Annotated in this window: 23 protein-coding genes and 1 other RNA gene; 9 read left to right on the top strand and 15 right to left on the bottom strand. The window is 67.0% G+C overall.

Annotation, left to right across the window (positions count from 1 at the left end; genetic code table 11):
* Positions 1-12: 12 nt before the first annotated feature.
* The 9 genes from MF270_RS08360 to MF270_RS08320 form a co-directional block, all read right to left on the bottom strand.
* A complete protein-coding gene (locus tag MF270_RS08360; RefSeq protein ID WP_238365421.1) occupies positions 13-1,122 on the bottom strand; it encodes an NUDIX domain-containing protein in 1,110 nt (369 codons plus the stop codon).
* Positions 1,119-1,571 carry a TrgA family protein gene (locus tag MF270_RS08355; protein WP_238365420.1) on the bottom strand — a complete coding sequence of 151 codons (453 nt, stop codon included), beginning with the start codon at positions 1,569-1,571 and terminating at the stop codon, positions 1,119-1,121. Before MF270_RS08355 ends, MF270_RS08360 begins: the two co-directional genes overlap by 4 nt.
* Positions 1,572-1,574: 3 nt before the next feature.
* Positions 1,575-2,783: an SAM-dependent methyltransferase gene (locus MF270_RS08350; RefSeq protein ID WP_238365419.1), complete on the bottom strand. Its 1,209-nt coding sequence runs from the start codon at positions 2,781-2,783 to the stop codon at positions 1,575-1,577.
* Between the two features lie 155 nt (positions 2,784-2,938).
* Positions 2,939-4,360: a cryptochrome/photolyase family protein gene (locus MF270_RS08345; protein ID WP_238365418.1), complete on the bottom strand. Its 1,422-nt coding sequence runs from the start codon at positions 4,358-4,360 to the stop codon at positions 2,939-2,941.
* 72 nt (positions 4,361-4,432) lie between these two features.
* Entirely contained in the window at positions 4,433-5,653 is a 1,221-nt protein-coding gene (locus MF270_RS08340; RefSeq protein ID WP_238365417.1) for an aminotransferase class V-fold PLP-dependent enzyme, read from the bottom strand.
* A 446-nt stretch (positions 5,654-6,099) separates the two neighbouring features.
* Entirely contained in the window at positions 6,100-7,755 is a 1,656-nt protein-coding gene (locus MF270_RS08335; RefSeq protein ID WP_238365416.1) for a BCCT family transporter, read from the bottom strand.
* A 66-nt stretch (positions 7,756-7,821) separates the two neighbouring features.
* Positions 7,822-8,238: a universal stress protein gene (locus tag MF270_RS08330; RefSeq protein ID WP_238365415.1), complete on the bottom strand. Its 417-nt coding sequence runs from the start codon at positions 8,236-8,238 to the stop codon at positions 7,822-7,824.
* Positions 8,239-8,521: 283 nt separating this feature from the next.
* Entirely contained in the window at positions 8,522-9,511 is a 990-nt protein-coding gene (acuI, locus tag MF270_RS08325) for an acryloyl-CoA reductase (protein WP_238365414.1), read from the bottom strand.
* Positions 9,512-9,584: 73 nt separating this feature from the next.
* Entirely contained in the window at positions 9,585-10,010 is a 426-nt protein-coding gene (locus tag MF270_RS08320; protein WP_238365413.1) for a L,D-transpeptidase, read from the bottom strand.
* Between the two features lie 110 nt (positions 10,011-10,120).
* Here MF270_RS08320 and ssrA point away from each other — a divergent pair.
* From ssrA to fumC, 4 genes are all read left to right on the top strand, one after another.
* Positions 10,121-10,471, top strand: a transfer-messenger RNA (tmRNA) gene (gene ssrA, locus MF270_RS08315).
* A gap of 214 nt (positions 10,472-10,685) precedes the next feature.
* On the top strand, positions 10,686-11,144 hold the full coding sequence (locus tag MF270_RS08310; protein WP_238365412.1) for an SspB family protein: 459 nt from the start codon (positions 10,686-10,688) through the stop codon (positions 11,142-11,144).
* Between the two features lie 137 nt (positions 11,145-11,281).
* On the top strand, positions 11,282-11,866 hold the full coding sequence (locus tag MF270_RS08305) for a class I SAM-dependent methyltransferase (RefSeq protein ID WP_238365411.1): 585 nt from the start codon (positions 11,282-11,284) through the stop codon (positions 11,864-11,866).
* A gap of 122 nt (positions 11,867-11,988) precedes the next feature.
* Complete coding sequence (gene fumC, locus MF270_RS08300) at positions 11,989-13,383, top strand: class II fumarate hydratase (RefSeq protein WP_238365410.1); 1,395 nt, start codon at positions 11,989-11,991, stop codon at positions 13,381-13,383.
* A 289-nt stretch (positions 13,384-13,672) separates the two neighbouring features.
* On the opposite strand, the gene MF270_RS08295 is transcribed toward fumC, so the two are convergent.
* The gene (locus MF270_RS08295) at positions 13,673-13,885 is read right to left on the bottom strand and encodes a peptidase (RefSeq protein ID WP_238365409.1); all 213 of its coding nucleotides are present in this window, start codon (positions 13,883-13,885) and stop codon (positions 13,673-13,675) included.
* A 214-nt stretch (positions 13,886-14,099) separates the two neighbouring features.
* Between MF270_RS08295 and MF270_RS08290 the strand changes: the two genes are divergently transcribed.
* The 4 genes from MF270_RS08290 to MF270_RS08275 are packed head-to-tail and all read left to right on the top strand — an operon-like array spanning position 14,100 to position 15,831.
* On the top strand, positions 14,100-15,074 hold the full coding sequence (locus MF270_RS08290) for a serine hydrolase domain-containing protein (RefSeq protein WP_238365408.1): 975 nt from the start codon (positions 14,100-14,102) through the stop codon (positions 15,072-15,074).
* 36 nt (positions 15,075-15,110) lie between these two features.
* Positions 15,111-15,308, top strand: coding sequence for a DUF4169 family protein (locus tag MF270_RS08285; protein WP_238365407.1), 198 nt, complete (start codon positions 15,111-15,113; stop codon positions 15,306-15,308).
* A complete protein-coding gene (locus tag MF270_RS08280) occupies positions 15,305-15,541 on the top strand; it encodes a ribbon-helix-helix domain-containing protein (RefSeq protein ID WP_238365406.1) in 237 nt (78 codons plus the stop codon). Before MF270_RS08285 ends, MF270_RS08280 begins: the two co-directional genes overlap by 4 nt.
* Positions 15,542-15,576: 35 nt before the next feature.
* Positions 15,577-15,831, top strand: a complete 255-nt coding sequence (locus tag MF270_RS08275) for an N-(5'-phosphoribosyl)anthranilate isomerase (protein ID WP_238365405.1) — start codon at positions 15,577-15,579, stop codon at positions 15,829-15,831.
* An 81-nt stretch (positions 15,832-15,912) separates the two neighbouring features.
* Here the strand turns inward: MF270_RS08275 and MF270_RS08270 are convergent, their stop codons facing one another.
* Together MF270_RS08270 and MF270_RS08265 are read right to left on the bottom strand one after the other, a co-directional pair.
* On the bottom strand, positions 15,913-18,333 hold the full coding sequence (locus MF270_RS08270; protein WP_238365404.1) for a GcvT family protein: 2,421 nt from the start codon (positions 18,331-18,333) through the stop codon (positions 15,913-15,915).
* A 155-nt stretch (positions 18,334-18,488) separates the two neighbouring features.
* Positions 18,489-18,839, bottom strand: a complete 351-nt coding sequence (locus MF270_RS08265; protein ID WP_238365403.1) for a rhodanese-like domain-containing protein — start codon at positions 18,837-18,839, stop codon at positions 18,489-18,491.
* 142 nt (positions 18,840-18,981) lie between these two features.
* Here MF270_RS08265 and MF270_RS08260 point away from each other — a divergent pair, with 142 nt between their 5' ends.
* The gene (locus MF270_RS08260; RefSeq protein ID WP_238365402.1) at positions 18,982-19,587 is read left to right on the top strand and encodes a nucleotidyltransferase family protein; all 606 of its coding nucleotides are present in this window, start codon (positions 18,982-18,984) and stop codon (positions 19,585-19,587) included.
* A 108-nt stretch (positions 19,588-19,695) separates the two neighbouring features.
* On the opposite strand, the gene MF270_RS08255 is transcribed toward MF270_RS08260, so the two are convergent.
* From MF270_RS08255 to lpxD, 3 genes are read right to left on the bottom strand one after another with little or no spacing between them, the layout of a single operon-like run.
* A complete protein-coding gene (locus tag MF270_RS08255) occupies positions 19,696-20,904 on the bottom strand; it encodes a beta-ketoacyl-[acyl-carrier-protein] synthase family protein (RefSeq protein WP_238365522.1) in 1,209 nt (402 codons plus the stop codon).
* 33 nt (positions 20,905-20,937) lie between these two features.
* On the bottom strand, positions 20,938-21,198 hold the full coding sequence (locus MF270_RS08250) for an acyl carrier protein (protein WP_238365401.1): 261 nt from the start codon (positions 21,196-21,198) through the stop codon (positions 20,938-20,940).
* A gap of 36 nt (positions 21,199-21,234) precedes the next feature.
* Positions 21,235-22,326: a UDP-3-O-(3-hydroxymyristoyl)glucosamine N-acyltransferase gene (gene lpxD / locus MF270_RS08245; RefSeq protein ID WP_238365400.1), complete on the bottom strand. Its 1,092-nt coding sequence runs from the start codon at positions 22,324-22,326 to the stop codon at positions 21,235-21,237.
* Positions 22,327-22,330 lie beyond the last annotated feature (4 nt).

Here is a 22,330-nt window from a genome sequence, read left to right as displayed (position 1 = left end):
TCCGGGGCGGTTTCAAGCAGCCGCGCGCAGCCGGTCACGGTGGCGTGCCAGCCAGTTGAGCATCAACACGGTCGGCACCGCCGCGATCCCGTCCGCATCGCACAGGGCAATCGCCTCGTCGAAGGACATGACGCGGCTGCGGATGTCTTCTTCCTCGGTGTCGAGCCCGCCCATGCCGGCCGCGCTGTCGGGTAGGTCGGTCAGGCCGAGATACATGTGGTAGAACTCGGTCGAGGCGCCGGGCGACGGGTAGCCGGTTCCGATGGTCTCGAGCCTGGCGACCGTCAGCCCCGCTTCCTCCTGCGCCTCGCGGCGGGCGGCATCCTCGGGCGCCTCGCCGGCGTCCACGCGGCCCGCGATGGTCTCGATCACCCACAGGTCCTTGTCCTGCCGCCCGAAGGGGCCGGCGCGAAACTGCTCGACCAGCAGCACGCGGTCGCGCACCGGGTCATAGGGCAGGATCAGCGCGGCGTCCGTCGCGGCAAAGACCGCGCGCGTGACGACGGGCGAGTGGCTGCCGTCAAAGCGCGGAAAGGCCAGGTCATACTCTTCGATGGCAAAGAAGTTGACGTAAGGAATGCGCTGGTCCACCACCTTGGCCGGCGCCTCGGGCAGCGGCCCAAGGCCGGGCCGGCGCGGCATCCCCGCGGCGATGACGCGGCCCATGGCGCGGGCGGCGATCTGGGGATAGATCCGACCCACCTGCCCCGGCGCCATCCGGCCTTGCAGGCGCATCACCTCGCTTGCGGCCAGCACGTTCAGCCGGCCGAATTTCGGCGCCCAGTCGGCCAGCGACCAGGGCCCGCCGATCTGCGGCAGCGACGGCGGTGCCCAGAGGCGCGCGGTCTCGGGGCCCTGGTCCGTTTCGACCGTCACCTGGGTCGGATGGTAGTCGAACGCCGCCTCGTAGAAATTGAGCCGGTCCAGCGCCGCGCCGCCGACGTCCAGCACGGCGCCTTCGGCCACGCCCGCACCCGGCACCAGCACCGGATAGCTTTCATCCGCGGCCCAGTGGACGGTGTGCCCGACCAGTCGCGCAGGGCGCGTCGGCAGCTCGCTGCCTGCCACGGCCGCGCGCAAGGGGGCGTGCAGCAATGTGCCGAAGATGAAAACCCTGGTCATTTCCAGGATTGCGCGGCCCATTCGGCGAGCAGGCCGATCACGACCGACGAGGCCAGCAGCACCAGGATGATGTCCTGCGTCGCCATGGTCTGGGTGTATTCCCAGAACAGCTGGAAGAGACCGTTGAGCGCCTCCATCGGGTCGGAATAGCGCCGCAGCAGGCTTTCCTGGTACATCTCGTAGCTGGCCTGAAGGAAGAGCCCCCAGAACACCATGACCATCATGCCGGTGATGCCCGCGCCCATGCCGGCCATCCAGCCGTTCCCGGTGCGCCGTCCCACCGTGATCCATCCCGCCAGAAAGCCGAGCAAGGCATTGAGCTGGTTGAAGATCCCGAAATCCGTGCCCTCCTGCATCAGGGGACGGATCATGTCAGAGACGATCCATCCCAGGATGGCCATCAACAGCGCCGCAACAGCCTTGGACGCGGTGGGCATGAAGTTGATCATGTGTCAGGCGGGCCTTGCTACCGTGATTTGGGTCACGTCACAGTTACCGCCCTCGAACGCACCCGCGCAAGATGTCAGGTAGAAATTCCACATCCGTCGAAAGCGATCGTCGAACCCCAGCCGCGCGACCTCGTCCCACTTGTCGTTGAAAACATCGTGCCAGCGTCGCAATGTCTGGCTGTAGCTCGGCCCGAACTCGATCGAGCGAACCACGTTCAGGCCGGCCCGTTCCACCTCGGCCCGCAGCGCCGAGGGGCTGGGCAACATGCCGCCGGGGAAGATGTATTTCTGGATGAAATCGACCCCGCGCTTGTAGACCTCCCAGCGCCGATCCTGCACGGTGATGATCTGCAACGTGGCCTGCCGGCCGGGTTTCAGCCGCTGGCGCAGGGTGTCGAAATAGACCGGCCAGTACTTCTCTCCGACTGCCTCGAACATCTCGATGCTGGCGATGCCGTCATAGGTGCCGGTCTCATCGCGATAGTCCTGCAACTTGAAAGTCACTAGGTCTGAAACGCCAGCCTTTTCAATACGTTCCTGAGCGTAATTGAACTGCTCGCGGCTGATGGTCAGACCGGTGACGCGCAGCCCCCGCTCCTTGGCGGCATATTCGGCAAAGCCGCCCCAGCCACAGCCGATCTCGAGCACGTGATCGCCCGGCTTCACGCCCATCTGGTCGACCATCGACGCATACTTGGCGATCTGAGCCTTCTCGAGGCTTTCCTGCCCGGTTTCGAACAGCGCCGAGCTGTAGGTCATCGTATCGTCAAGCCACAATCCGTAGAACCGGTTCCCGAGGTCGTAATGCGCCGAGATGTTGCGCCGCGCCTGTTTGCGGGTGTTGCGGTTCATCCAGAAACGCACCTTTTCGTAAGCGCGCAGCAGGCCCATGCCGGGGAAGCCGTCGTAGATCTCGTCGTTGCCCGCGTGCAACAGGTCCATGAAGGCCTGCAGGTCCGGTGTGCTCCATCCGCCGTCCAGGTAGGCCTCGCAGAACCCCAGGTCGCCTTCGCGGATCAGCCGGGCAAAGATGTCGGGATCATGCACGACCAGCTCGGCCACCGGCCCGGGGTTCTTCCCCTCGGCCCGGAACCGCCGCCCGTCCGGCAACACCAGGTCAAGCCGCCCATGCTCCATGTCCTTCGCCATCGCGAAGACCTGCGCAAAGTACCGCGGCAGGTCTTTCTGCCCCTCGGTCGTCTCCAGGATCATGCCGCACCTTCCCTGATTAGCCATTTGTTAACAAATACGCTGGCGGCCAGGTTTCGGTTTGTAAAGAATTATGAACCCCCGGCCGCCCGACCGGCGCCGCCCCCGTCCCTTTCATTATTCCGCAAATACTCCCGCCGAAGGCTCCGACGTCCCGGTCAGCCCTTCAGCCGCTCGTAGGCGCCAAGCGCCGCCTCGCGCCCCGCCTTCAACCCGACCACGGGCGCCTTCGGATAGGGGTCATCCGGCGACATCCCCCAGGTCTCCGGGATCGCCTCGAAATAGCTCAGCGCGGTCTCGGTCGGCTTGCGCTGCCCCTCGGCGATCCAGCGGCGGCGATAGCGTTCGTCGGGGTCGAACTTCTCGGCCTGGGTCTCGGGGTTGAAGATGCGGAAATAGGGCGCCGCATCCGGCCCGCAGCCCGCCACCCATTGCCAGCCCATGGCGTTCGAGGCCGGGTCCCAGTCGGTCAGGCAATCCTCGAACCACTGAAGGCCCACGCGCCAATGCACCATGAGGTGCTTGGTCAGGTAGCTGGCGACGATCATCCGCGCTCGGTTGTGCATCCGCCCCGTGACATACATCTCGCGCAGCGCGGCATCGACCAGCGGAATCCCGGTCCGCGCCTGCTTCCACGCCTTGATCTCGGCGATGCGCTGATCCTCTTTCCAGGGAAAGGCATCCCATTCGTCGCGCCAGTTGTCCGTCGCGAGCTTGGGGAAATGGTGCAGGAGGTGGTAGGCGAACTCGCGCCAGGCCAGCTCCTTGAGAAAGGTCTCGGGGCCCCGTCCCGATTGCTCTTCCCGCGCGCGCTGGCCCGCGTGCCAGCATTGGTGCGGGGTGATCTCGCCGTAGGTCAGGTTTTCGCTGAGGCCCGAGGTGCCATCCTCGGCCACCATGTCGCGCTTGTCCTTGTAGGCATCGATCTTTTGGCCGGTAAAGCCGCCCAGCCGCGCTTGGGCCGCCTTTTCCCCAACGGTGGCATGTTCGGCCATGACCGCTGCCCCGCGCCGCATGTCCGCGCCCAACTGCCAATCCTCCAGCGCCTCGCTCTCGGGCCAGCTGGCCGGCGCGGGGATCTTTTCCGGTGCAGGCAGCGGCGCCTCGACCTCGCGGTCCTTCACGGCGCGCCAATAGGGGGAATAGACCTTGTAGGGGCCGCCCTGCTGGGTCTCGACCGTCCAGGGCTCGAACAGGACATGGCCGCCGAAACTCTTCGCCTCGATCCCGTCTTCCTTGAGCGCCGCCTTGACCTCGGTATCCCGCGCCACGCTCTCCGGGTCATAAAGCCGCGTCCAGTAGACGGCCCGCGCGCCCGTCTCCTCGATCATCTCCCGCAGCACCCCGAGCGCCTCGCCCGAGCGCAGCACCAGCCGGCTGCCCTTGCCCTCGAGCACCTGCCTATGGGCGGCGATGGACAGCCCCAGCCGCCAGCGCGGCGCGGCGCCCTGCCCCTTGAGCACCGAGTCGCGGATCAGGACCGGGATCACCGGCCCGCCAGCGTCGACGGCGGCGCTTAGCGCGGGATGGTCGGACAGGCGCAAGTCGCGGCGCAGCCAGAGGATCGTGGGGGCAGTCATGGGGCTCTCCTGTCGCGGCCCGGCTCCGGGCATGTAGGAAGCACTACGCGCAACAGGCCGCCCCGGTTCAGATCACAGCACCGCCTCGAGCGCATCGAGCAGCCGCGCCACCTCGACCGCGCTGGTGTAGTGGACAAAGCTCAGCCGCAACACGCCCTGGTCCGGATCGATCCCCTGCGCCGCCAGCGCGCGCACGGCGTAGAAATCGCCGCCCCCGGCCATGATCCCGCGCTCGGCCAGGGCCGCGGCCACGGGCGCCGCGGGCCGGCCGAGGTCCAGCGCCACGGTCGGGGCCCGGTGCGATGCCTCGGACGGTCCCAGCAACCGCACGTCGTTCCGCGCCCGCACCATGTCCAGCAGCGGTGTCAGCAGCACCTGCTCGTGCCGCTGCATCATCGCCGCCACGGCCTGGGACCGTTCGACCGGGGTGCCCGCAATGCCGTGATGCCCGGCGAAACGGTCGATGTAATCAGCCATGCCGGCACAGGCGGCGACCTGGGCGTGATCCGGCCCCGCGGGCGTGAACCGCTTGGTCAGCACGTCCGCGTTGAAAAAATGCGCCTGGTTCGGCAACGCCTCGGCCAGGGCACGGCGGATCACCATGATCCCCTGGTGCGGCCCGTAGGTCTTGTAGGCCGAAAAGAGGTAGATGTCCGCCCCAAGCGCCCCCACGTCCGGGAAACCGTGCGGCGCGGCCGAGACGCCATCGACACAGACCCGCGCCCCCGCGGCGTGGCACATGGCGGTGATCTCCTGAACCGGGTTCACCTCGCCCACCACGTTCGAGGCATGGGGAAAGCAGACCAGCCGCACCCTGTCGTCCAGCAGGTCTGCCAGCCGCGCAGGGTCGAGATGCCCGGTCCCGGGGTCCATCTTCCATTCGCGGATCTCGATCCCTTCGTCGGCCAGCCGCCGCCAGGGCCCCGAATTGGCCTCGTGGTCCTGATCGGTGACGACGATCGCCTCGCCCGGCTGCATGGCCTGACGAAAGGCCCGCGCCAGGACGTAGGTGTTCTGCGTGGTCGAAGGGCCAAAGCTCAGCTCGTCCGCCGCCACCCCGAGCATCCCAGCAAGACGTGCGCGCGCCTCGTCCATCTCCTCTCCGCCCTCCCGGCTGGCCGCATAGGGCCCGTAGGGTTGCACCTTGCGCTGCCGGTAAAAGCGGGTCAGCCGCTCGATGACCGGGGCGCAGGCATAGGAGCCCCCCGCGTTCTCGAAGAACGCCTGGCCCTGCAGGGAAGGTTCGGAAAACGCGGGAAACTGCGCCCGCACGAAATCGATATCGAGTGTCATGACCGAACTGAGACCCCGCGCCGCGGCAAAAGGCAAGCCCCCTCGGCCCCGCGCGCCTTTCGCCCCGTTCACCATTCCATGAATATCGCGGGAAGTTTGAGGGGCAGCGCCCCACATGACCCGGCCCGCACCCCGCGTGCCCCGTGCCTTCGGCGAGAGTATTTTCGGAATAATGAAAGCAGGCCCGCCCGATCCCCCTTCATCTTGCCAATAAACTCCGGCGAGACATGTCAGGTACCGCGCCTGTGGCGCGAGGGGGCTGGCCCGTCACTGCCACCCTCTCCCCAAACGCGGCGCAACACAAACGCGCATCCACCTGCCACAAGGCAGCGGGGGGGGGGGGGGGCCCCCCCCCCCCCCCCCCCGCGGGGGGGGGGGGGGGGGGCCCCCCCCCCCCCCCCCCCGCCGGTCGGATCGCTTGCGATCCGAAACCTCTTGCCGAAAGGTCAGGCCTGGCGCTCGGCCTTGAGGCCCTTCCAGATCGCCCAGCACATGACCAGCAACACCAATGTAAAGGGCAAGCCGGTCGAGATCACCATCGCCTGCAACGCGGCCAACCCACCACCCAGAAGCAGCACGATGGCCACCGCGCCTTCGAACAGGCACCAGAAGACCCGCTGCGGCACCGGCGCGTCGACCTTGCCGCCGGCCGTGATCGTGTCGATCACCAGCGAGCCCGAGTCCGACGAGGTCACGAAGAACACGATGACCAGCACGATGCCGAGAACCGAGGTGATGCCCGACAGAGGCAACCCTTCCAGCATCGCAAAAAGCGACAGTTCGGGGCTGTAGGCGTCGATCACGTTGGCCTTCACCGCCGAAGTCTCGGGGTTGGCGACCATGTCGTTGATCGCGGCGCCGCCAAAGACGGACATCCACAGAAGGCAGACAGCACTCGGGATGATCAGCACGCAGATCAGGAACTCCCGCACGGTGCGGCCGCGCGAGACGCGGGCGATGAACATGCCGACAAAGGGCGACCAGCTGATCCACCAGGCCCAGTAGAAGGCCGTCCAGCCCTGGCGGAACCCGTCATCCTCGCGCCCGAAGGGGTTCGAGAGCGGCACGACCTCCTGCACATAGGCCACGAGGCCCTTGCCGAAGCCCGACAGGATTCCGACCGCGCCCGCCGTGAACAGCACGAAGAGCAGCAGCAGCATGGCGAGCCCCATGTTGATCTCGGACAGCACCTTCACGCCGCCGTCGAGACCGCGCAGGACCGACACCAGCGCCACGGCGGTGATGAGCGAGATCAGGATCACCTGCACCGTGGTGTTGTTGGGCAGGCCAAAGACCTTTTCCAGCCCCGCGTTCGCCTGCGTCGCCCCGAAGCCCAGCGAGGTGGCAAGACCGAAGAGCGTGGCAAAGACAGCCGTCACGTCGATCACGTGGCCCCACCAGCCCCAGACGCGTTCCCCCAGGATCGGGTAGAAGGCCGAGCGGATCGTCAGCGGCAGGCCCTTGTTGTAGGTGAAAAGCGCCAGCGCCAGGGCGACGACGGCGTAGATTGCCCAGGGGTGCAGCGCCCAGTGGAACGAGGTGGCGGCCAGCGCCATGCGGCGCGCCTCTTCGACGTTCTCTGCGATCAGGACCCCGTCCTCGGTGAAGGGCCGCACGGTGCCCAGCGGCGCGTCGCCCCAGGGGGTGCCGAAGTAATAGGCCGGTTCGAGCACGCCGAAGAACATCAGCCCGATCCCCATGCCGGCCGCGAACAGCATCGCGAACCAGCCAAGGTAGGTGTAATCCGGCGTCGCCTCGGCCCCGCCCAGGCGCACCTTGCCCACGGGCAGCACGATCAGCGCCAGGCAGAAGAGGACAAAGACATTCGCCGCGCTCAGGAAGAACCAGTCGAAGGTCGATGTCAGCGCGGGCCGCAACCAGCCAAAGAAGGTCCCGGCCTGGTCCGGCAGCGCCAGCGTGTAGAAGACGAAAGCGACGATCGCCACGCCCGACACGAGGAAGACCGGGTTGTGGATGTCGAATCCGAACGGCCCGACCGAGCCGTCGATGTTGTCCTGTCCGATCGTGTAATCGGTCTCGATGAGGGCCGAAGTGCCCTCGGGTTCAGGTATGCCCTGATCGTTCGTGGTGGTATCGGCCATGCGTGGCCTCCCTGTCCTGTTCCTGTTGTTGCGTGCGCCGAAGCGCACGGATTTTCGCGCGCGGGCCTACCCGCGCACGATCATCACCGACGCCGTGGCGCGCGTTGCCACGGTTCCGCCGTTGGACGGCCAGAGCCGGTCGGCGATGTTCGGCAGGTGGCTCGCCATGATGACGAGATCCGCCCCTGTCTCCTCCACCGCGCGCAGCAGTGTCGGGTCGAGATCGGTCGTGGGGTCGTGACTGACCATGGCATGGGCCGCGGCCTTGATGCCGAGGCTGGCACCCTGGCCTTCGGCGAACGCCGCCAGCCGCTCCGCGTATTCCTCTGGCGTATGGCCCAGGTCCGACGGGGCGGCGGCCGTGACGCCCACGTAGGTGACGGTCGCGTCCCACAATTTGGCCAGGTCGCCGGCCACGGACAGCGCGTGGCCCAACTTGTCCACGTGCCGCAGATCCACGGGAACCATGATCTTGGAATACATCTTCCCTCCTTTGACGCGTCGCGGCCAAGGGTACGGGCACGGCGTGCCCGGTCAGGTCGAAGTGACGATGATTACGGCGATCGCCGACAGCCCCGGCAACCGTCCGCGCCACTGCCGGAACAGCTGGTCCCGGCCCCGCGCGTTCTGTTTTTCTTCAAGGGGCAAGCCGGCGCATCCGGCTCGCGTCCACCCACGAAAATGTTAGGGCAAAACCGCCGTCAATCAAAGCACCGAGCGCCCTTTCGTCGGACAAAAGCGACACGGGCAGGTCGAAACCGGCGGCTCAGGCGGTGACGGCGACCACCACGCGGCCGCGGACCTGGCCTGCGAGGATGTCGGCGCCCAGCTGCGGCAAGTCCGACAGCGTCGCCGGCTGGATCATGTCCTGCAGCTTGTCCATCGGCAGGTCGCTCGCGATGCGCGCCCAGGCCGCCTGCCGGGCGGCAAATGGCTGCATGACGCTGTCGATGCCCAACAGGTTCACGCCGCGCAAGAGGAACGGGATCACCGTGGCCGGCAGCGCCGCGCCGCCGGCAAGCCCCACGGCGGCGACGCTCGCGCCGTATTTCATCTGCCCCAGCACCCGCGCCAGCATCGTGCCGCCGACCGCGTCGACACAGCCCGCCCAGGTCTCGGATTCCAGCGGCCGCTTGATCGCCTCGGCAATATCGGCACGGGGGACGATCTGCGTGGCGCCTAGGGCGCGCAGGTAGCCTTCCGTCTCGGGCCGCCCGGTCACGCCCGCCACCTCGTGGCCCAGCTGCGCCAGGATCGCCGTCGCGACCGACCCGACGCCGCCCGCCGCGCCCGTTACCAGCACCGGTCCTTGTCCGGGTTCCAGCCCGTGCCCTTCCAGCGCCATCACCGCCAGCATCGCGGTAAAGCCGGCCGTGCCCACGGCCATCGCGTCGCGGGTCGACAGCCCCTCGGGCAACGGCACCAGCCAGTCGGCCTTGACCCGCGCCTTTTCGGCATAACCGCCCCACTGCGCCTCGCCCACGCGCCAGCCGGTCAGCACCACCTTGTCGCCGGGCTTGTACCGGTCGTCCGAGGAGGCCTCGACCGTGCCGGCAAAGTCGATGCCGGGCACGTGCGGATAGCTGCGCACCAGCCCGCCGCCGGGGCCAAGGCAGAGCCCGTCCTTGTAATTCACCGTGGAATATTCGACCGCGACCGTCACGTCGCCCGCGGGCAGGTCGTCGAGGGTCAGCGTCTCGACCGCCGCGTGGGTCTTGCCGTCTTCGTCCTTGCGGACCACGAGTGCGTTGAACATCGCCTGATCTCCCCTTCCAGTTGCCTCGAGCCAAACAGGTTTGACCGGCAGAGACAACGGGAAATCGGGGCAGTCAGTTGGTGATGACCACCTGCATGTTCTTCAGCCCGACCTTTTGCGTCAGTTCGAACAGGACCGCCGCGTGCTGCGGATGCAGCCTGACGCAGCCGGCCGAGGCAGGCGAGCCCAGCCGCGACAGCTGGTCGGTGCCATGCACCGCGTAGTTGCCGTTGAAGAAGATCGAGAACGGCATCGGCGCGTTGTTATAGAGGCTCGAGCGGTGGTTGCGCGACAGGAACTGCGCGGTAAAGGTCCCGCGCGGCGTGTATTTCCCGCTGCGCGCGGTCGAAACCTTCCACTGATAGGCCAGCCGGCCGCGATGGTAGACCCGCATCACCTGTTCCGACACGTCCACCCGCGCCACGAGATCGGCCGCGGCCACGGGCAGGCCCGCGCCAAGCGCGAAGCAGAGGGCAAGAGGGGCGACAAAGCGTTTCATGAAATCACCTTGAGACAATGTTGTTACGAATGCCTTGATCAAACCGCGCAACACGCAGCGAGACAACAAGAATTCGATTCAAACGGGGTAAGTGTTTCCGCCCCCCTTTCCCCATTGATCTTCCCGGCGCCTTGCCTATATCTTGCAGTGTCCCTTCGGGGACTATGGGCATAAACGCGCGTGGAATAAGCGGATCGGACCCGGGGGCGGTACCCGGCGGCTCCACCATACACCCTTTGTTGGAGGGATCATGGGGCCGAAACAGGATCGACGAACGTGTAAAGACGTGGCTTTGTCCCGGTGAGGTACCACCGTTACCGGTCCGAAAAGTACAATTGCCAACAACAATCGTGCTCCGATGGCTCTGGCCGCGTAAGCGGTTCGATCTATCGAAATCTAAGTCCTTGCGCCTAGCAGCTTAAGGCGGGGTCCGCAGGCACCTGGCAACAGAAGCCTGCACTTTCCCCTGACCGCTACGTGAGTACTGCGCCCGACCATGGTCGCGCGCGGCATGGCGCAGCCAACGCGTCTGCCGCTTGCCCGTTCCGGCCGCGCCCAGCCTGTGTTAGCCCTTTCTTAAAGCCGCTGAAACTAGGTTCACGAAGCCTGCGCAATTGTCCCCTTTTTCTCGGCGACGAATCCCGTATGGTTAACCTACGGTTTGGAAAGTGACGCATGACCCGGTCGATAGATTACGGAAACCTGATGCACCGCGCGATGCGCGGCCTGATCCAGGAGGTCCTGCAGGACGTCCAGGCTCATGGTCTGCCCGGGGATCACCATTTCTTCATCACCTTCGACACCCGGCATTCCGGGGTCGAGATGGCCGACTGGCTGGCGCAGCGCTACCCCGAGGACATGACCGTCGTCATGCAGCACTGGTTCGACAACCTCCAGGTCGATGACGACGGCTTTGCGGTCACGCTGAACTTCGGCGACGCGCCCGAACCGCTGCGCATTCCCTACGACGCGATCAAGACCTTCGTGGACCCCTCGGTGGAATTCGGCCTTCGGTTCGAAACCCACGAATCGGACGACGACGAGGAAGACGAAGACGACATCGAGGTCGCGGAAGACGCGGAAGGCACCCGCAAGGATGCCGAGGTCGTCAGCCTCGACAGCTTCCGCAAGTAATCCCGTAACAACCCCAAGACAGCCGCGTAACGCCTTGGAAACAGGGCCATGTCGCGCCCGTGACGCGGGGCTGCGCCCCCTTGCGGATGCCCTGAAATGCCCTTTCTGATCCCTGCAGGACCGGAAAGGACCCCGCCATGCCCAGTGATTTCGCCGTCTTCCTGTCAGAGATGATCCGGCGCCCCGGCGAGGTGCGCGCGCTTGCCCCCTCCTCTGCCGCGACAGCGCGGCTGATGACCGAGGGGCTTGAGCGGGCGCGCGGCCCGATCGTCGAGATCGGCCCGGGCACCGGGTCCTTCACCCGCGCGATCCTCGCCCGCGGCATCGCGCCCGAGCGGCTGACCCTGCTCGAGATGAACCCGCGTTTCTGCGCCGAGCTGCGCGCGCGGTTCCCCGGCGTGCGGGTGCTGAACCGCCCCGCGCAGGAGATCGACCGGATCGACCTGTCCCAGGTCGGCGCCGTCGTCTCGGGCGTGCCGATCCTGGCCCGGCCAGAGCTGCAACGCGCGGTGGTCGGCCGGGCCTTTGACATAATGGCGCCGGGCGGGTTCCTGACCCAGATCACCTATTCCGGCAAGTCACCCGTGACCCCCGACATGCAGGCCGAGCTGGGCATTGCCGCCCTCCGCCGGGGCACCGTCTGGACCAACCTTCCGCCGGCCCGCGTCTTCGAATACCGCCGCCGCGCCAGCGGACCCGGGGTTTGTGATCGCAACTTGTGATCACAACAGTCAGATTTGTCCTGAATCCCCCCATGTTCGCGCCAACAGGGGCGCGGGCGCAATTGCAATGGCGCCCCGCCGTCGCTACACCCCTGCGCGAGAGTTCGACAGGGAGATCCCCAATGACCGCGACCCGCACCGAAACCGACAGCTTCGGCCCGCTCGAAGTCCCGTCCGACAAGTACTGGGGCGCGCAGACCCAGCGCTCGATCATGAATTTCCCCATCGGCTGGGAAAAGCAGCCCGTGCCGATCATCCGCGCGCTGGGCGTGGTGAAAAAGGCCTGCGCCATGGCCAACAAGGCCAACGGGTCGATGGAGGCCGAGATCGCGGACGCGATCATCGCCGCCGCCGGTGAGGTGATCGACGGCAAGTTCGACGACAACTTCCCGCTGGTGGTCTGGCAGACCGGCTCGGGCACGCAGTCGAACATGAACGCGAACGAGGTCATCTCGAACCGCGCGATCGAGATGCTGGGCGGCGAGATGGGGTCAAAGAAACCCGTCCACCCGAACGACCATTGCAACATGGGCCAGTCGTCGAACGACACCTTCCCGACCGCCATGCACGTGGCCATCGCGATGCAGGCGCACAATGTGCTGCTGCCGGGCCTGGCCAAGCTGCATGCCGCGCTCGAGGCCAAGCAGATGGAGTTCAAGGACATCATCAAGATCGGCCGCACCCATACCCAGGACGCGACGCCGCTGACGCTGGGCCAGGAGTTTTCCGGCTACGCCCACCAGGTCCGCAAGGGGATCGAACGGATCAAGGCCTGCCTGCCGGACATCTACGAGCTGGCGCAGGGCGGGACCGCTGTCGGCACCGGCCTCAACACGAAAAAGGGCTGGAGCGAGCAGGTTGCCGCCAACATGGCCGAAATCACCAGCCTGCCCTTCGTGACGGCTCCGAACAAGTTCGAGGCACTGGCCGCCCATGACGCCATGGTCATGTTCTCGGGCGCGCTCAAGACCGTTGCCGCCTCGCTCTTCAAGATCGCCAACGACATCCGCCTGCTGGGCTCCGGCCCCCGCTCGGGGCTCGGAGAGCTGATCCTGCCCGAGAACGAGCCCGGCTCCTCAATCATGCCCGGCAAGGTGAACCCGACCCAGGCCGAGGCGCTGACCATGGTCTGCGCCCATGTCATGGGCAACGATGCCGCCGTCGGCTTTGCCGGCAGCCAGGGCCATTTCGAGCTGAACGTCTACAACCCGATGATGTCCTACAACGTGCTGCAGTCGATGCAACTGCTGGGCGACTCGGCCTCTGCGTTCACCGACAACATGGTCGTCGGCATCCAGGCCAACGAGCCGCGCATCGAGAAGCTGATGAAGGAGAGCCTGATGCTGGTCACCGCGCTCGCCCCGACCATCGGCTACGACAATGCCACCAAGGTCGCCAAGACCGCGCACAAGAACGGCACCACGCTGCGCGAAGAGGCGATCGCGCTGGGCTTTGTCGACGAAGAAACCTTTGACCGCGTCGTCCGCCCCGAGCAGATGATCGGCCCCAAGGACTGATCCCCGCGCCATGCGACACAAGGCCGGCGTCCCCCGCGGGGCGCCGGCTTTTTCATGCGTGGCGCTGGCGCAGGCCACGCGGCCCGAGGCAAGTCGCTCAATCGTCGGTGGAGGGTTTCACCGGCGGCTGAAGCGGCCGGATCGTGCGGACCGTCACCAAGTGGCGTGACAGCCCGCACCTCCACTAGGCGACCGGATTCACGGTTCTTCAACCAAATTTCATGGATGCGGTCTGCGCCCGGGCCTGCGTGCCGCTTTCTTGGGCACGGAGCCCGAAGCGGCGCGCCGGTCAGACCTCGACCAGGACATACCGGGCGATGCCGTAGACGTAGAAGACCGAGAACAGGATGTTGATGTACTTGAGCTGCCGCTCGGTCCGCAGCCAGCCGCAATAGATCCAGATCAGGCAGAACGGCAGGCTGAACAGCATGGCGCCCAGGTGCCAGCCCTGCACCACGCAGATCGTGGAACAAAGGCCCAGCACGAAGGCGACCCACTTCAACGGTTGCTCGAAAGCAGCGAAGGAAGCCAGTGTCATATGTGTGACTTTCGGTAATCAGCGCCGTGGACCCGGCGATCTGATGCCCGTCCCGCATAGCGCGAAACCCCGAATCGCGCAATTCTTTCATGGCCTTGGCGCGCGGCGCTTTTCTGACCCACCGGCTTGTGATCCGCCCGCGCTTGCCTGCGACGGCCCGGCGGATCACCTTCGGGGCATGAAACGCCGCACCCTTCTTGCCAGCGCGCTGGCCCTGCCGTTCCTCAGCCCCGCCCGGGCGCAGGATCTGTCGCCCCTGACCCAAGTGCTCGAGACCGAGGAGCAGTTGCATTCCTTGCAGGTCCTGCAAGCCGACCGGATGCTGATCGCCGAGGCGCCGCGCGGCGGCGGGCTGGACCGGCTGACCAACATCAAGTCCTGCTCGAAAAGCCTGGTCGCATTGATGCTGGGCCAGGCCATCGCCTCCGGCGCCATCGATGGCGTCGAGGCGCCGCTGGGCGAGGTCGCGCCGGGGCTGATCCCGTCCGGAGCCGATCCGCAGGTCGCCGGGATCACGATGGAAGACCTCGTGACCCTGCGCGCCGGGCTCGAACGGACCTCGGGCGGGAATTACGGCGCCTGGGTCAGCTCGCGCAACTGGGTGGCCGATGCGCTGGCCCGGCCCATGGTGGCCGAGCCGGGCGGGCGGATGCTCTATTCCACCGGCTCGACCCATGTGCTGGGCGCCGCGCTGGCCGAGGCGACGGGCCAGAGCCTGCTGCGCCTTGCCCGCAGCGGTCTGGGCGATCCGCTGGGGATCGAGATCCCGGCCTGGACCCGCGATCCGCAGGGCTATTACCTGGGCGGGAACGAAATGGCGCTGACGCCCCGCGCCATGCTGCGGGTCGCGCGGATGATGCGCGACGGCGGTCGCCATGACGGCCGCGAGGTGGTGCCCGCGGAATGGGTGACCGCCTCGCTGCGTGGTCGGTCCCGGTCGCCCTGGTCGGGGATGGACTACGGTTACGGCTGGTTCCTCACCCGGTCGGGCTTTGCCATGGGGCGCGGATATGGCGGGCAGGTCATTGCCTTTCACCAGGCGCGGGGACTGGCGGTCGCGATCAGTTCCGACCCGACGCTGCCGGCCCGGTCCGAGGGGTATTTCGGCCGTCTGCTTGACCTGCTCGAGGGGCCGATCCTTGCCATGGCCTGACTTTCCATGGCGGCGCAGTTGGGCTATCCTGCGGCCATGAGCAAGGTCATCAACCTCAACCAGGTGCGCAAGCAAAAGGCCCGCGACGCGAAACGCGCGCAGGGCGATGCCAATGCCGCCGCCTTCGGCCGGACCAAGGGCGAAAAGCAGCGCCAGAAGCAGGAGACCGACAGCCAGGAGCGCCATCTCGACGGCCATCGCCGCGATGCGCCGGACGAAGGGGACAAGCCGTGAACGGCCGCCCGGTCAAGCGCTCGCTGACCCTGCATGGCCACCGCACCAGCGTCTCGCTCGAGGAGGCCTTCTGGCGCGCCTTCCGCGAGATCGCCGAGGCCGAAGGCAAGACGCTGAACGGCCTCGCCGCCGAGATCGACGAGGCCCGCGGCGTGGACTGCGGGCTGGCCTCGGCGATCCGCGTGCACGTGCTGGCGCATTACCGCGCCTTGCACCCTACGCAGGGGAATTGAGAAATCGTTAACGACACCGTGGCAGTGTCTCGCGCATGAGCCTGACGTCGCCTCTTCGCTATACCCCGGACAAGCAGGCGGCCGACCGCTGGCTGTCCGACCTCTATGCCAGCCGTGCCGCGCGGGCCGGGCAGCAGGTCACCTGCTCGAGCCACGACATCGAGGCGATCGTGGGCTGGCAGGTCTTCCTGGCCGATCTCTCCCGGCGCGGGTTCAGCGCGATCGAGAACGCAGGGCTGGTGACGGTGTTCTGCAACGATCTGCCGGTGCAGCGGTTCGGCCCCGCCTGATCCGGAGCGCGGGACTTGCCCGCGCTGATCGGCGGCCAGGTCGGTGCCGAGGCAGGCCACCAGGCGTGACGAGGGCTGCGCTCAGCCCCTCAACCGCGTGCCATCCGGATCGAAGGGCGGTTGCGCCAGGATCCGCGCCCGGTGCGGCTGGCCCAACACCATGACGTCGACCTCGGCATCGTCCCGCACATCCGCCGCGACAAACCCCATCGCCAGGCTCATGCCGACGCCATAGCCATACCCGCCCGAGGTGACGCGCCCGACACCCCGTTCGCCGCAGAACACCGGCTCGCCCCCGGTGGCATCGGCCTGCGACAGGGTCGTGTCATGTTCGCTGAGCGCCATCAGGACCATCCGTTCGCGCGGCGCCTTGTCCCGCACGCCCGCCAGTGCGCCCCGGTTCAGGAAGTCCTTGTCCATCTTGCACAAATGCGCCAGCCCGACCTCCTGCGGCCAGGCCTCGGGCCCGAATTCGCGGCCCCATGAGCCATAGCCCTTTTCCAGCCGCAACGACATCAGCGCACGGCTGCCCACCGGCCCGATCCCGTGTGCCTTGCCCGCCTCCAGCAGCGCCGCATAAAGCGCAGGCTGGTCGGCCTCGGCGCAGTACAGTTCCCACCCCAGGTCGCCGGTAAACGAGACCCGCAGCGCGAGGCAAGAGGTGCCGCCAACCGAAATCCGCTGCGCGGTGAAGAACGGGAAGGCCGCGTTCGACAGGTCCGCGTCGGTCAGCCCCGACAGCATCTCGCGCGCCAACGGCCCGGCGACCGAGAGACCGCACAGCGCCGTCGTTTCGCTGACCACATGCGTTCCCTCGGGCAGTGAAACCGCGTCGAAAAACCGCTTGTGATAGCGCTCGGCCATGCCCGAACCAAAGAGCATATACTCCTCGGCCCCCAGCCGCAGGGCCGTGAAATCCCCCGCGATCCCGCCGCGCACCCCGATCAGCGGTGCCAGGCACATGCGCCCGTCCCGTATCGGCATCCGGTTCGCCAGCAGGGCGTTCAGCCAGGCCTCGGCTCCCGGTCCGGTCACGCGGGTCTTGGCAAAGTTCGAGATGTCGATGATCCCGCCCCGCTCGCGCGTCGCCCGCGCCTCGGCGCCGACGATGTCCCACCAGGGCTGGCGGGTGAAACCGGCGGTGTCCTCCGCCCCCGGCGCGCCAAAGTACAAGGGATGTTCCCAGCCCGCGTTCAGCCCCATCACCGCGCCCATCCCGACTTGCGTCTCGTAGATCGGCCGCATGCGCGCGGGGCGTCCTGCCGGCCGCTCTTCGTTCGGGAAATGGATGGCAAAGCGGTGGGTGTAGACCTCTTCGACCTTCGCCTTGGTGAACGCCTTGTCTGCCCAGTCGCCGAACCGCGCCATGTCCCAGGCAAAGAGGTCGTATTGCATCTCGCCCTCGATGATCCATTGCGCGGCCATCAGCCCCATGCCGCCCGACTGGCTGAAGCCCGGGATGATCCCGTTGCAGCAGAAATAGCCGCGTTTCTCGGGCACAGGCCCCATCAGCACGTTGGCATCGGGCGACCAGATCATCGGCCCGTTGATCACCCGCTTGATGCCCGCTGCGCCCACCGCCGGCACCCTTTCGATGGCGCGCAGCACGTTTTCCTCGATCCGCTCGAGATCGTCGGCAAAAAGCTCGTGGCCAAAGCCCTGCGGCGTGCCCTCCTCGGCCCAGAACCGCATGCTGCGCTCATAGGCGCCGATCAGCAGGCCCTGGCCTTCCTGGCGCAGGTAGTATTCGCCATCGCGGTCCGCGACCGAGGGCAGGCGGCGGTCCAGACCCGCGATCTCGGCAATGGTTTCGGTGACGAAATACTGGTGCTCGGTCGGCATGAGCGGCAGCGCGATCCCAGCCAGCGCCGCCACCTCGCGCCCCCAAAGGCCCGCTGCGTTGACCACCCAGGGCGTGCGGATGTCGCCCTTGGGCGTGCGCACGATCCAGCTGCCGTCGGGCTGCGCCTCGGTCGCCGTGACGGGGGTGAAACGGTGGATCTCGGCCCCCCGCGCCCGCGCACCGGCGGCATAGGCCTGCGTCACGCCCGAGGGGTCGACATTGCCGCCATCGGGTTCGAACATGATGCAGCGGATGCCACTGAAATCTACCAGCGGGTGCAGCCGCTCGGCCTCGTCCCGGCTGACCTCGTGGAAATTCATACCGTAGAGCCTGGCCTTGGCAGCCTGCAGCCGCAGCTGGTGTTCCCGCGCCTCGGTCTGCGCAAGGTAGAGTGAGCCGGGCTGGAACACCCCGCAGCCCTGCCCGGTCTCGGCCTCGAGGTCCTTGTAAAGCTGCATGGTGTAGTGCTGGATCCGGCTGATGTTCGTCGAATCGTGCAAACCGTGGATATTCGCGGCCGCGTGCCAGGTCGAGCCGCTGGTCAATTCGTCCCGTTCCAGCAGCACAACCTCGGACCACCCCAGCTTGGCCAGGTGGTAAAGGATCGAACAGCCGATCACCCCGCCTCCGATGACGACCGCCTGTGCCTCTGTCCGCATGATCCGCTCTCCTGTGCCTGGCCCTCAGACTGTCCCGGATCGCGGGGCGTCAAATGCCGGAAAGCGGCATGTGCTGTCGCTGTGATACAAGGATCGCGGCAAAGCAAAAGGCCGGGCACCTGGCCCGGCCTCGTGATGTCCTGCAGCGGCAGCGCTCAGCGCGCGATCTTGCCCCCGGCCTGCGCCCAATGCGCGAGCCCGCCGATGTTGTGCACCTCGGCAAAGCCGTTGCGCTCCATCACCTGGGCCGCCATGGACGACCGCCCGCCCGAGGCGCAGTACAGCGCGACCGGCTTGGCGCAATCCAGCGCGTCGTGGAAGTCGGGGTGCCGCGGGTCGGTCTGGAAGTTCAGCACGGCGAGCGGGATGTTGATCGCACCTTCGGCCATGCCGGACATCTGCACTTCCATCGGGTCGCGCACATCGATAACGGTGATATCCCCCGCTTCGGCTTTCGCCACGATATCGCGGGCAGAGAGTCCGGGCTGGCCGGCGTTTTGTTTCATGAAGGCGAACATGGGACGTTTCCTTTGCCTGAGTCGCTCCCGGCGCGGTGGCCGCGTCGGCGTTGATCCCTACATATTCCACTATTGCAATATGTCAAGTCCCGACTTGACCTCGGCCTCAACGCGCGCGCATCTCTGCCGCATGAATGAGCAGATCCTGATCCTGATCCCCGCCGCCGGTCGATCTTCGCGCATGGGCGGCACCGACAAGCTGATGGAGCGGGTCGGCGACACGCCCCTCCTGGCCCGCCAGGTTGCGCGGGCGCTGGCGACCGGCGCGCAGGTTCTCGTCACGCTCAACAGTGATTTCCCGGCCCGCGCCACCGCTCTGCCTCCGGGAGCGGCGACCGCCCTCATCCCGGACGCCGCCGAGGGGTTGGCCGCTTCGCTCCGCGCCGGCGCGCGGCACGCGCGGGCGATGACGCCCCGCCCGACGGCCCTGATGGTCCTGCTGCCTGACCTGCCTGACCTCACGACCGATGACTTGGACACCCTGCTTACCGCCCACGCCAAGGCCCCGGACCATATCCACCAGGCCACGGCTGCCGACGGTACCCCCGGCCACCCGGTGATCTTCCCCGCACATCTCTTCGCAGAATTCGCCGGCCTCACCGGCGACCAGGGCGCCAAGCCCCTGATGCAATGCGCAAAGATCCACCACACCGCCCTGCCCGGCACGCACGCCACCCGCGATCTCGACACGCCGGAAGCCTGGGCCGCCTGGCGGGCAGAGAACCCGGCCCCCTGACTTCATTGTTTTCCAAATACCTTGGGGGGTGAGGCCGCAGGCCGAGGGGGGCATCGCCCCCCTTAACCCTTAATAATCAAGCGTGCGCAGCACTCATCCGGATCACGTTCAGACCTTGCGCAGCGCCAGTACCGCGTTGAGCCCGCCGAAGGCAAAGGCGTTGCTCAGCGCGACCGAAACCTTGGCCTCGCGCGCCTGGTTCGGCACCACGTCGAGCGCGCATTCCGGGTCCGGCTCCTCGTAGCCGATGGTCGGGGCGACGATGCCGTCGCGCAGGGCCATGATGCAGGCCAGCAGCTCGACCGCGCCGGTGCCGCCGATCAGGTGGCCATGCATCGACTTGGTCGACGAGATCATCAGCGAATCCGCGTAAGGTCCGAAGACATCGGCCACGGCCGCGCATTCGGTCTTGTCATTGGCCGCGGTGCCGGTGCCATGGGCGTTGATATACTGCACTTCCGACCGGTCGATCCGCGCATCAGCCAGTGCGCCGGCGATGGCCCGGGCCGCGCCCTGTTTCGACGGCATGACGATGTCCGAGGCGTCCGAGGACATGGCAAACCCCGCCACCTCGGCCAGGATCTCGGCACCGCGCGCGCGGGCGTGGTCGTAATCCTCGAAGACGAAGACACCCGCCCCCTCGCCCTGCACCATGCCGTTGCGGTTGGCGCTGAAGGGCCGGCAGGCGTCTTTCGACATGACCCGCAGCCCTTCCCAGGCCTTCACCCCGCCGAAACACAGCATGGATTCCGACCCGCCCGTGACCATGACCGGCGCCATGCCGCCATGGACCATCTGGAAGGCCTGCGCCATGGCGTGGTTCGACGAGGCGCAGGCCGAAGCGACGGTAAAGGCGGGGCCCTTGAGGTTGAACTCCATGCTCACATGGCTGGCCGCGGCATTGTTCATCAGCTTCGGCACGACGAAGGGATGAACGCGGTTCTTCCCCTCCTCGTAGACCGAGCGGTAATTTTCGTCGAGCGTGGTCATCCCGCCGCCCGAATTGCCCAGCACCACGCCCGAGCGCGCGGCCAGCTCGCCGGCAAACTCCAGCCCCGACTGCGCGATCGCCTCGCGCGCCGACAGCAGGGTGAACTGCGTGAACCGGTCGTACAGCGACATCTGCTGTCGGTTGAAATGGTTCTCGGCGGTAAAGCCCTTGACCTGCGCACCGATCTTGACCGACAGCCGGTCGATATCGGGAATGTCGAGCTCGCCGATCCCGCAGCGCCCCTCGCGCATCGCTTCCAGCGTATCCGGCACGTTGCGCCCAAGCGCGTTGACCGTGCCTGCGCCTGTGATCACCACCCGTTTCATCTCACGCATCGGGCGCGCCCTCCCCTGCGCCGGTCAGACCTTCTGCTCTGCGACCAGCCGCTCGACCCCCTCGACGATCTTCGCCACGGACGAGATGTCGAAATCGCTTTCCTGCGGAGCGTTGGCGTTGAACGGGACCTGGATGTCAAAGGCTTCCTCGATGGCAAAAATGCTCTCGACCAGCCCCAGGCTGTCGATGCCGAGATCTTCCAGCGTGCTGTCCAGCGTCACGTCCGACGGGTCCAGCACGGCCTGTTCGGCGATGATTCCGATGACCTTGTCCTTGACGTTCATGGCACGATCTCCTGCCTGCCCTGTACTGCCCGGGGATTACTCGGTCGCGTCCCCGTTGGAAACCGCTTTCTTGAGGGCGGCGACATCGCGCAGCAGGCGCGGCAGCTTGCGCAGGGCCTTGTAGACCTCGATATGGCTGTCCATCTTCATCGCCGGGTAGCCCAGCATGACACGGCCGGCGGGCACGTTGGCCAGCACCTTGGTCGCGCCCCCGGTGATGGCGTTGTCGCCGACAAAGACGTTGTCGCTGACCCCGGTCTGACCGCCCAGCACCACGTTGTTGCCGATGCGCGACGAGCCCGCGATGCCGACCTGCGCGCAGACCAGCACGTCGTTGCCGATCACCACGTTGTGGCCGATCTGGGCGAGGTTGTCGATCTTGACCCCGTTGCCCACCGCCGTGTCGCGCACGGTGCCGCAGTCGATGCAGGAATTGGCACCGATCTCGACGTCGTCACCAATCGTCACGCTGCCCAGCGAATGGATCCGCGCATAGCTCTGGCCCTTGGCCTCGCCCGCGTCACCCAGCGTGTCGCGCACGCGCTCGACCGCCGATTCCTCGGGCGTGACAAAGCTGAACCCGTCGCCGCCGATCACCGCGCCGGGCTGCGCGATGAAGCGGGCGCCGATGCGCACCCGCGCGCCGATCCGCACGCCTTCACGCAGGTAGGCGTTTTCGCCCAGCACCGCGTCGCAGCCGATGAAACATTGCGGGCCGATGACCGATCCGTCGCCGATCACCGCCCCGGCCGAGATCACGGCCAGCGCGCCCACGGTCACGTTGCGGCCGATCTGCGCATGGGGGTCGATCAGCGCGGCCGGGCTGATGCCGGGCTTGTAGCCCTGCCCCCGGTCCATCATGGCGCTGAGCCCGGCCATGGCAAAGCGCGGGCGCGGCGCGGTGATCGCCGCCTCGAGGCCCATGGCCTGCCAATCCGCGCCTTCCCACAGCATGGCGGCGCGGGCGCGGCCGGCGCTCAATTGCTCGGCAAAGGCCGGCTTCATCGCCATGGCCAGGTGCTCGGGGCCAGCCATCGCCGGCTCGGCCACGCCGCTCACACGAATATCTACGGCGCCAAGGGCCTTCGCCCCCAGCGCCGCCGCGATCTCGGAAATCGAATGATCCATCTCT

The sequence above is a fragment of the Mesobacterium pallidum genome (genome assembly GCF_019966535.1).
In the GTDB taxonomy this organism is placed as follows: Bacteria; Pseudomonadota; Alphaproteobacteria; order Rhodobacterales; family Rhodobacteraceae; genus Mesobacterium; species Mesobacterium pallidum.
Note: the sequence above shows the minus strand (reverse complement) of the source record. Positions and strands in the feature narration are given on the sequence as shown.

Bases quoted from the DNA above. Each gene is read 5' to 3' on its own strand.
- MF270_RS08360 (WP_238365421.1), bottom strand. From the start codon at position 1,122: ATGACCAGGGTTTTCATCTTCGGCACATTGCTGCACGCCCCCTTGCGC.
- MF270_RS08355 (WP_238365420.1), bottom strand. From the start codon at position 1,571: ATGATCAACTTCATGCCCACCGCGTCCAAGGCTGTTGCGGCGCTGTTG.
- MF270_RS08350 (WP_238365419.1), bottom strand. From the start codon at position 2,783: ATGATCCTGGAGACGACCGAGGGGCAGAAAGACCTGCCGCGGTACTTT.
- MF270_RS08345 (WP_238365418.1), bottom strand. From the start codon at position 4,360: ATGACTGCCCCCACGATCCTCTGGCTGCGCCGCGACTTGCGCCTGTCC.
- MF270_RS08340 (WP_238365417.1), bottom strand. From the start codon at position 5,653: ATGACACTCGATATCGATTTCGTGCGGGCGCAGTTTCCCGCGTTTTCC.
- MF270_RS08335 (WP_238365416.1), bottom strand. From the start codon at position 7,755: ATGGCCGATACCACCACGAACGATCAGGGCATACCTGAACCCGAGGGC.
- MF270_RS08330 (WP_238365415.1), bottom strand. From the start codon at position 8,238: ATGTATTCCAAGATCATGGTTCCCGTGGATCTGCGGCACGTGGACAAG.
- acuI (WP_238365414.1), bottom strand. From the start codon at position 9,511: ATGTTCAACGCACTCGTGGTCCGCAAGGACGAAGACGGCAAGACCCAC.
- MF270_RS08320 (WP_238365413.1), bottom strand. From the start codon at position 10,010: ATGAAACGCTTTGTCGCCCCTCTTGCCCTCTGCTTCGCGCTTGGCGCG.
- MF270_RS08310 (WP_238365412.1), top strand. From the start codon at position 10,686: ATGACCCGGTCGATAGATTACGGAAACCTGATGCACCGCGCGATGCGC.
- MF270_RS08305 (WP_238365411.1), top strand. From the start codon at position 11,282: ATGCCCAGTGATTTCGCCGTCTTCCTGTCAGAGATGATCCGGCGCCCC.
- fumC (WP_238365410.1), top strand. From the start codon at position 11,989: ATGACCGCGACCCGCACCGAAACCGACAGCTTCGGCCCGCTCGAAGTC.
- MF270_RS08290 (WP_238365408.1), top strand. From the start codon at position 14,100: ATGAAACGCCGCACCCTTCTTGCCAGCGCGCTGGCCCTGCCGTTCCTC.
- MF270_RS08285 (WP_238365407.1), top strand. From the start codon at position 15,111: ATGAGCAAGGTCATCAACCTCAACCAGGTGCGCAAGCAAAAGGCCCGC.
- MF270_RS08275 (WP_238365405.1), top strand. From the start codon at position 15,577: ATGAGCCTGACGTCGCCTCTTCGCTATACCCCGGACAAGCAGGCGGCC.
- MF270_RS08270 (WP_238365404.1), bottom strand. From the start codon at position 18,333: ATGCGGACAGAGGCACAGGCGGTCGTCATCGGAGGCGGGGTGATCGGC.
- MF270_RS08265 (WP_238365403.1), bottom strand. From the start codon at position 18,839: ATGAAACAAAACGCCGGCCAGCCCGGACTCTCTGCCCGCGATATCGTG.
- MF270_RS08260 (WP_238365402.1), top strand. From the start codon at position 18,982: ATGAATGAGCAGATCCTGATCCTGATCCCCGCCGCCGGTCGATCTTCG.
- MF270_RS08255 (WP_238365522.1), bottom strand. From the start codon at position 20,904: ATGAAACGGGTGGTGATCACAGGCGCAGGCACGGTCAACGCGCTTGGG.
- MF270_RS08250 (WP_238365401.1), bottom strand. From the start codon at position 21,198: ATGAACGTCAAGGACAAGGTCATCGGAATCATCGCCGAACAGGCCGTG.
- lpxD (WP_238365400.1), bottom strand. From the start codon at position 22,326: ATGGATCATTCGATTTCCGAGATCGCGGCGGCGCTGGGGGCGAAGGCC.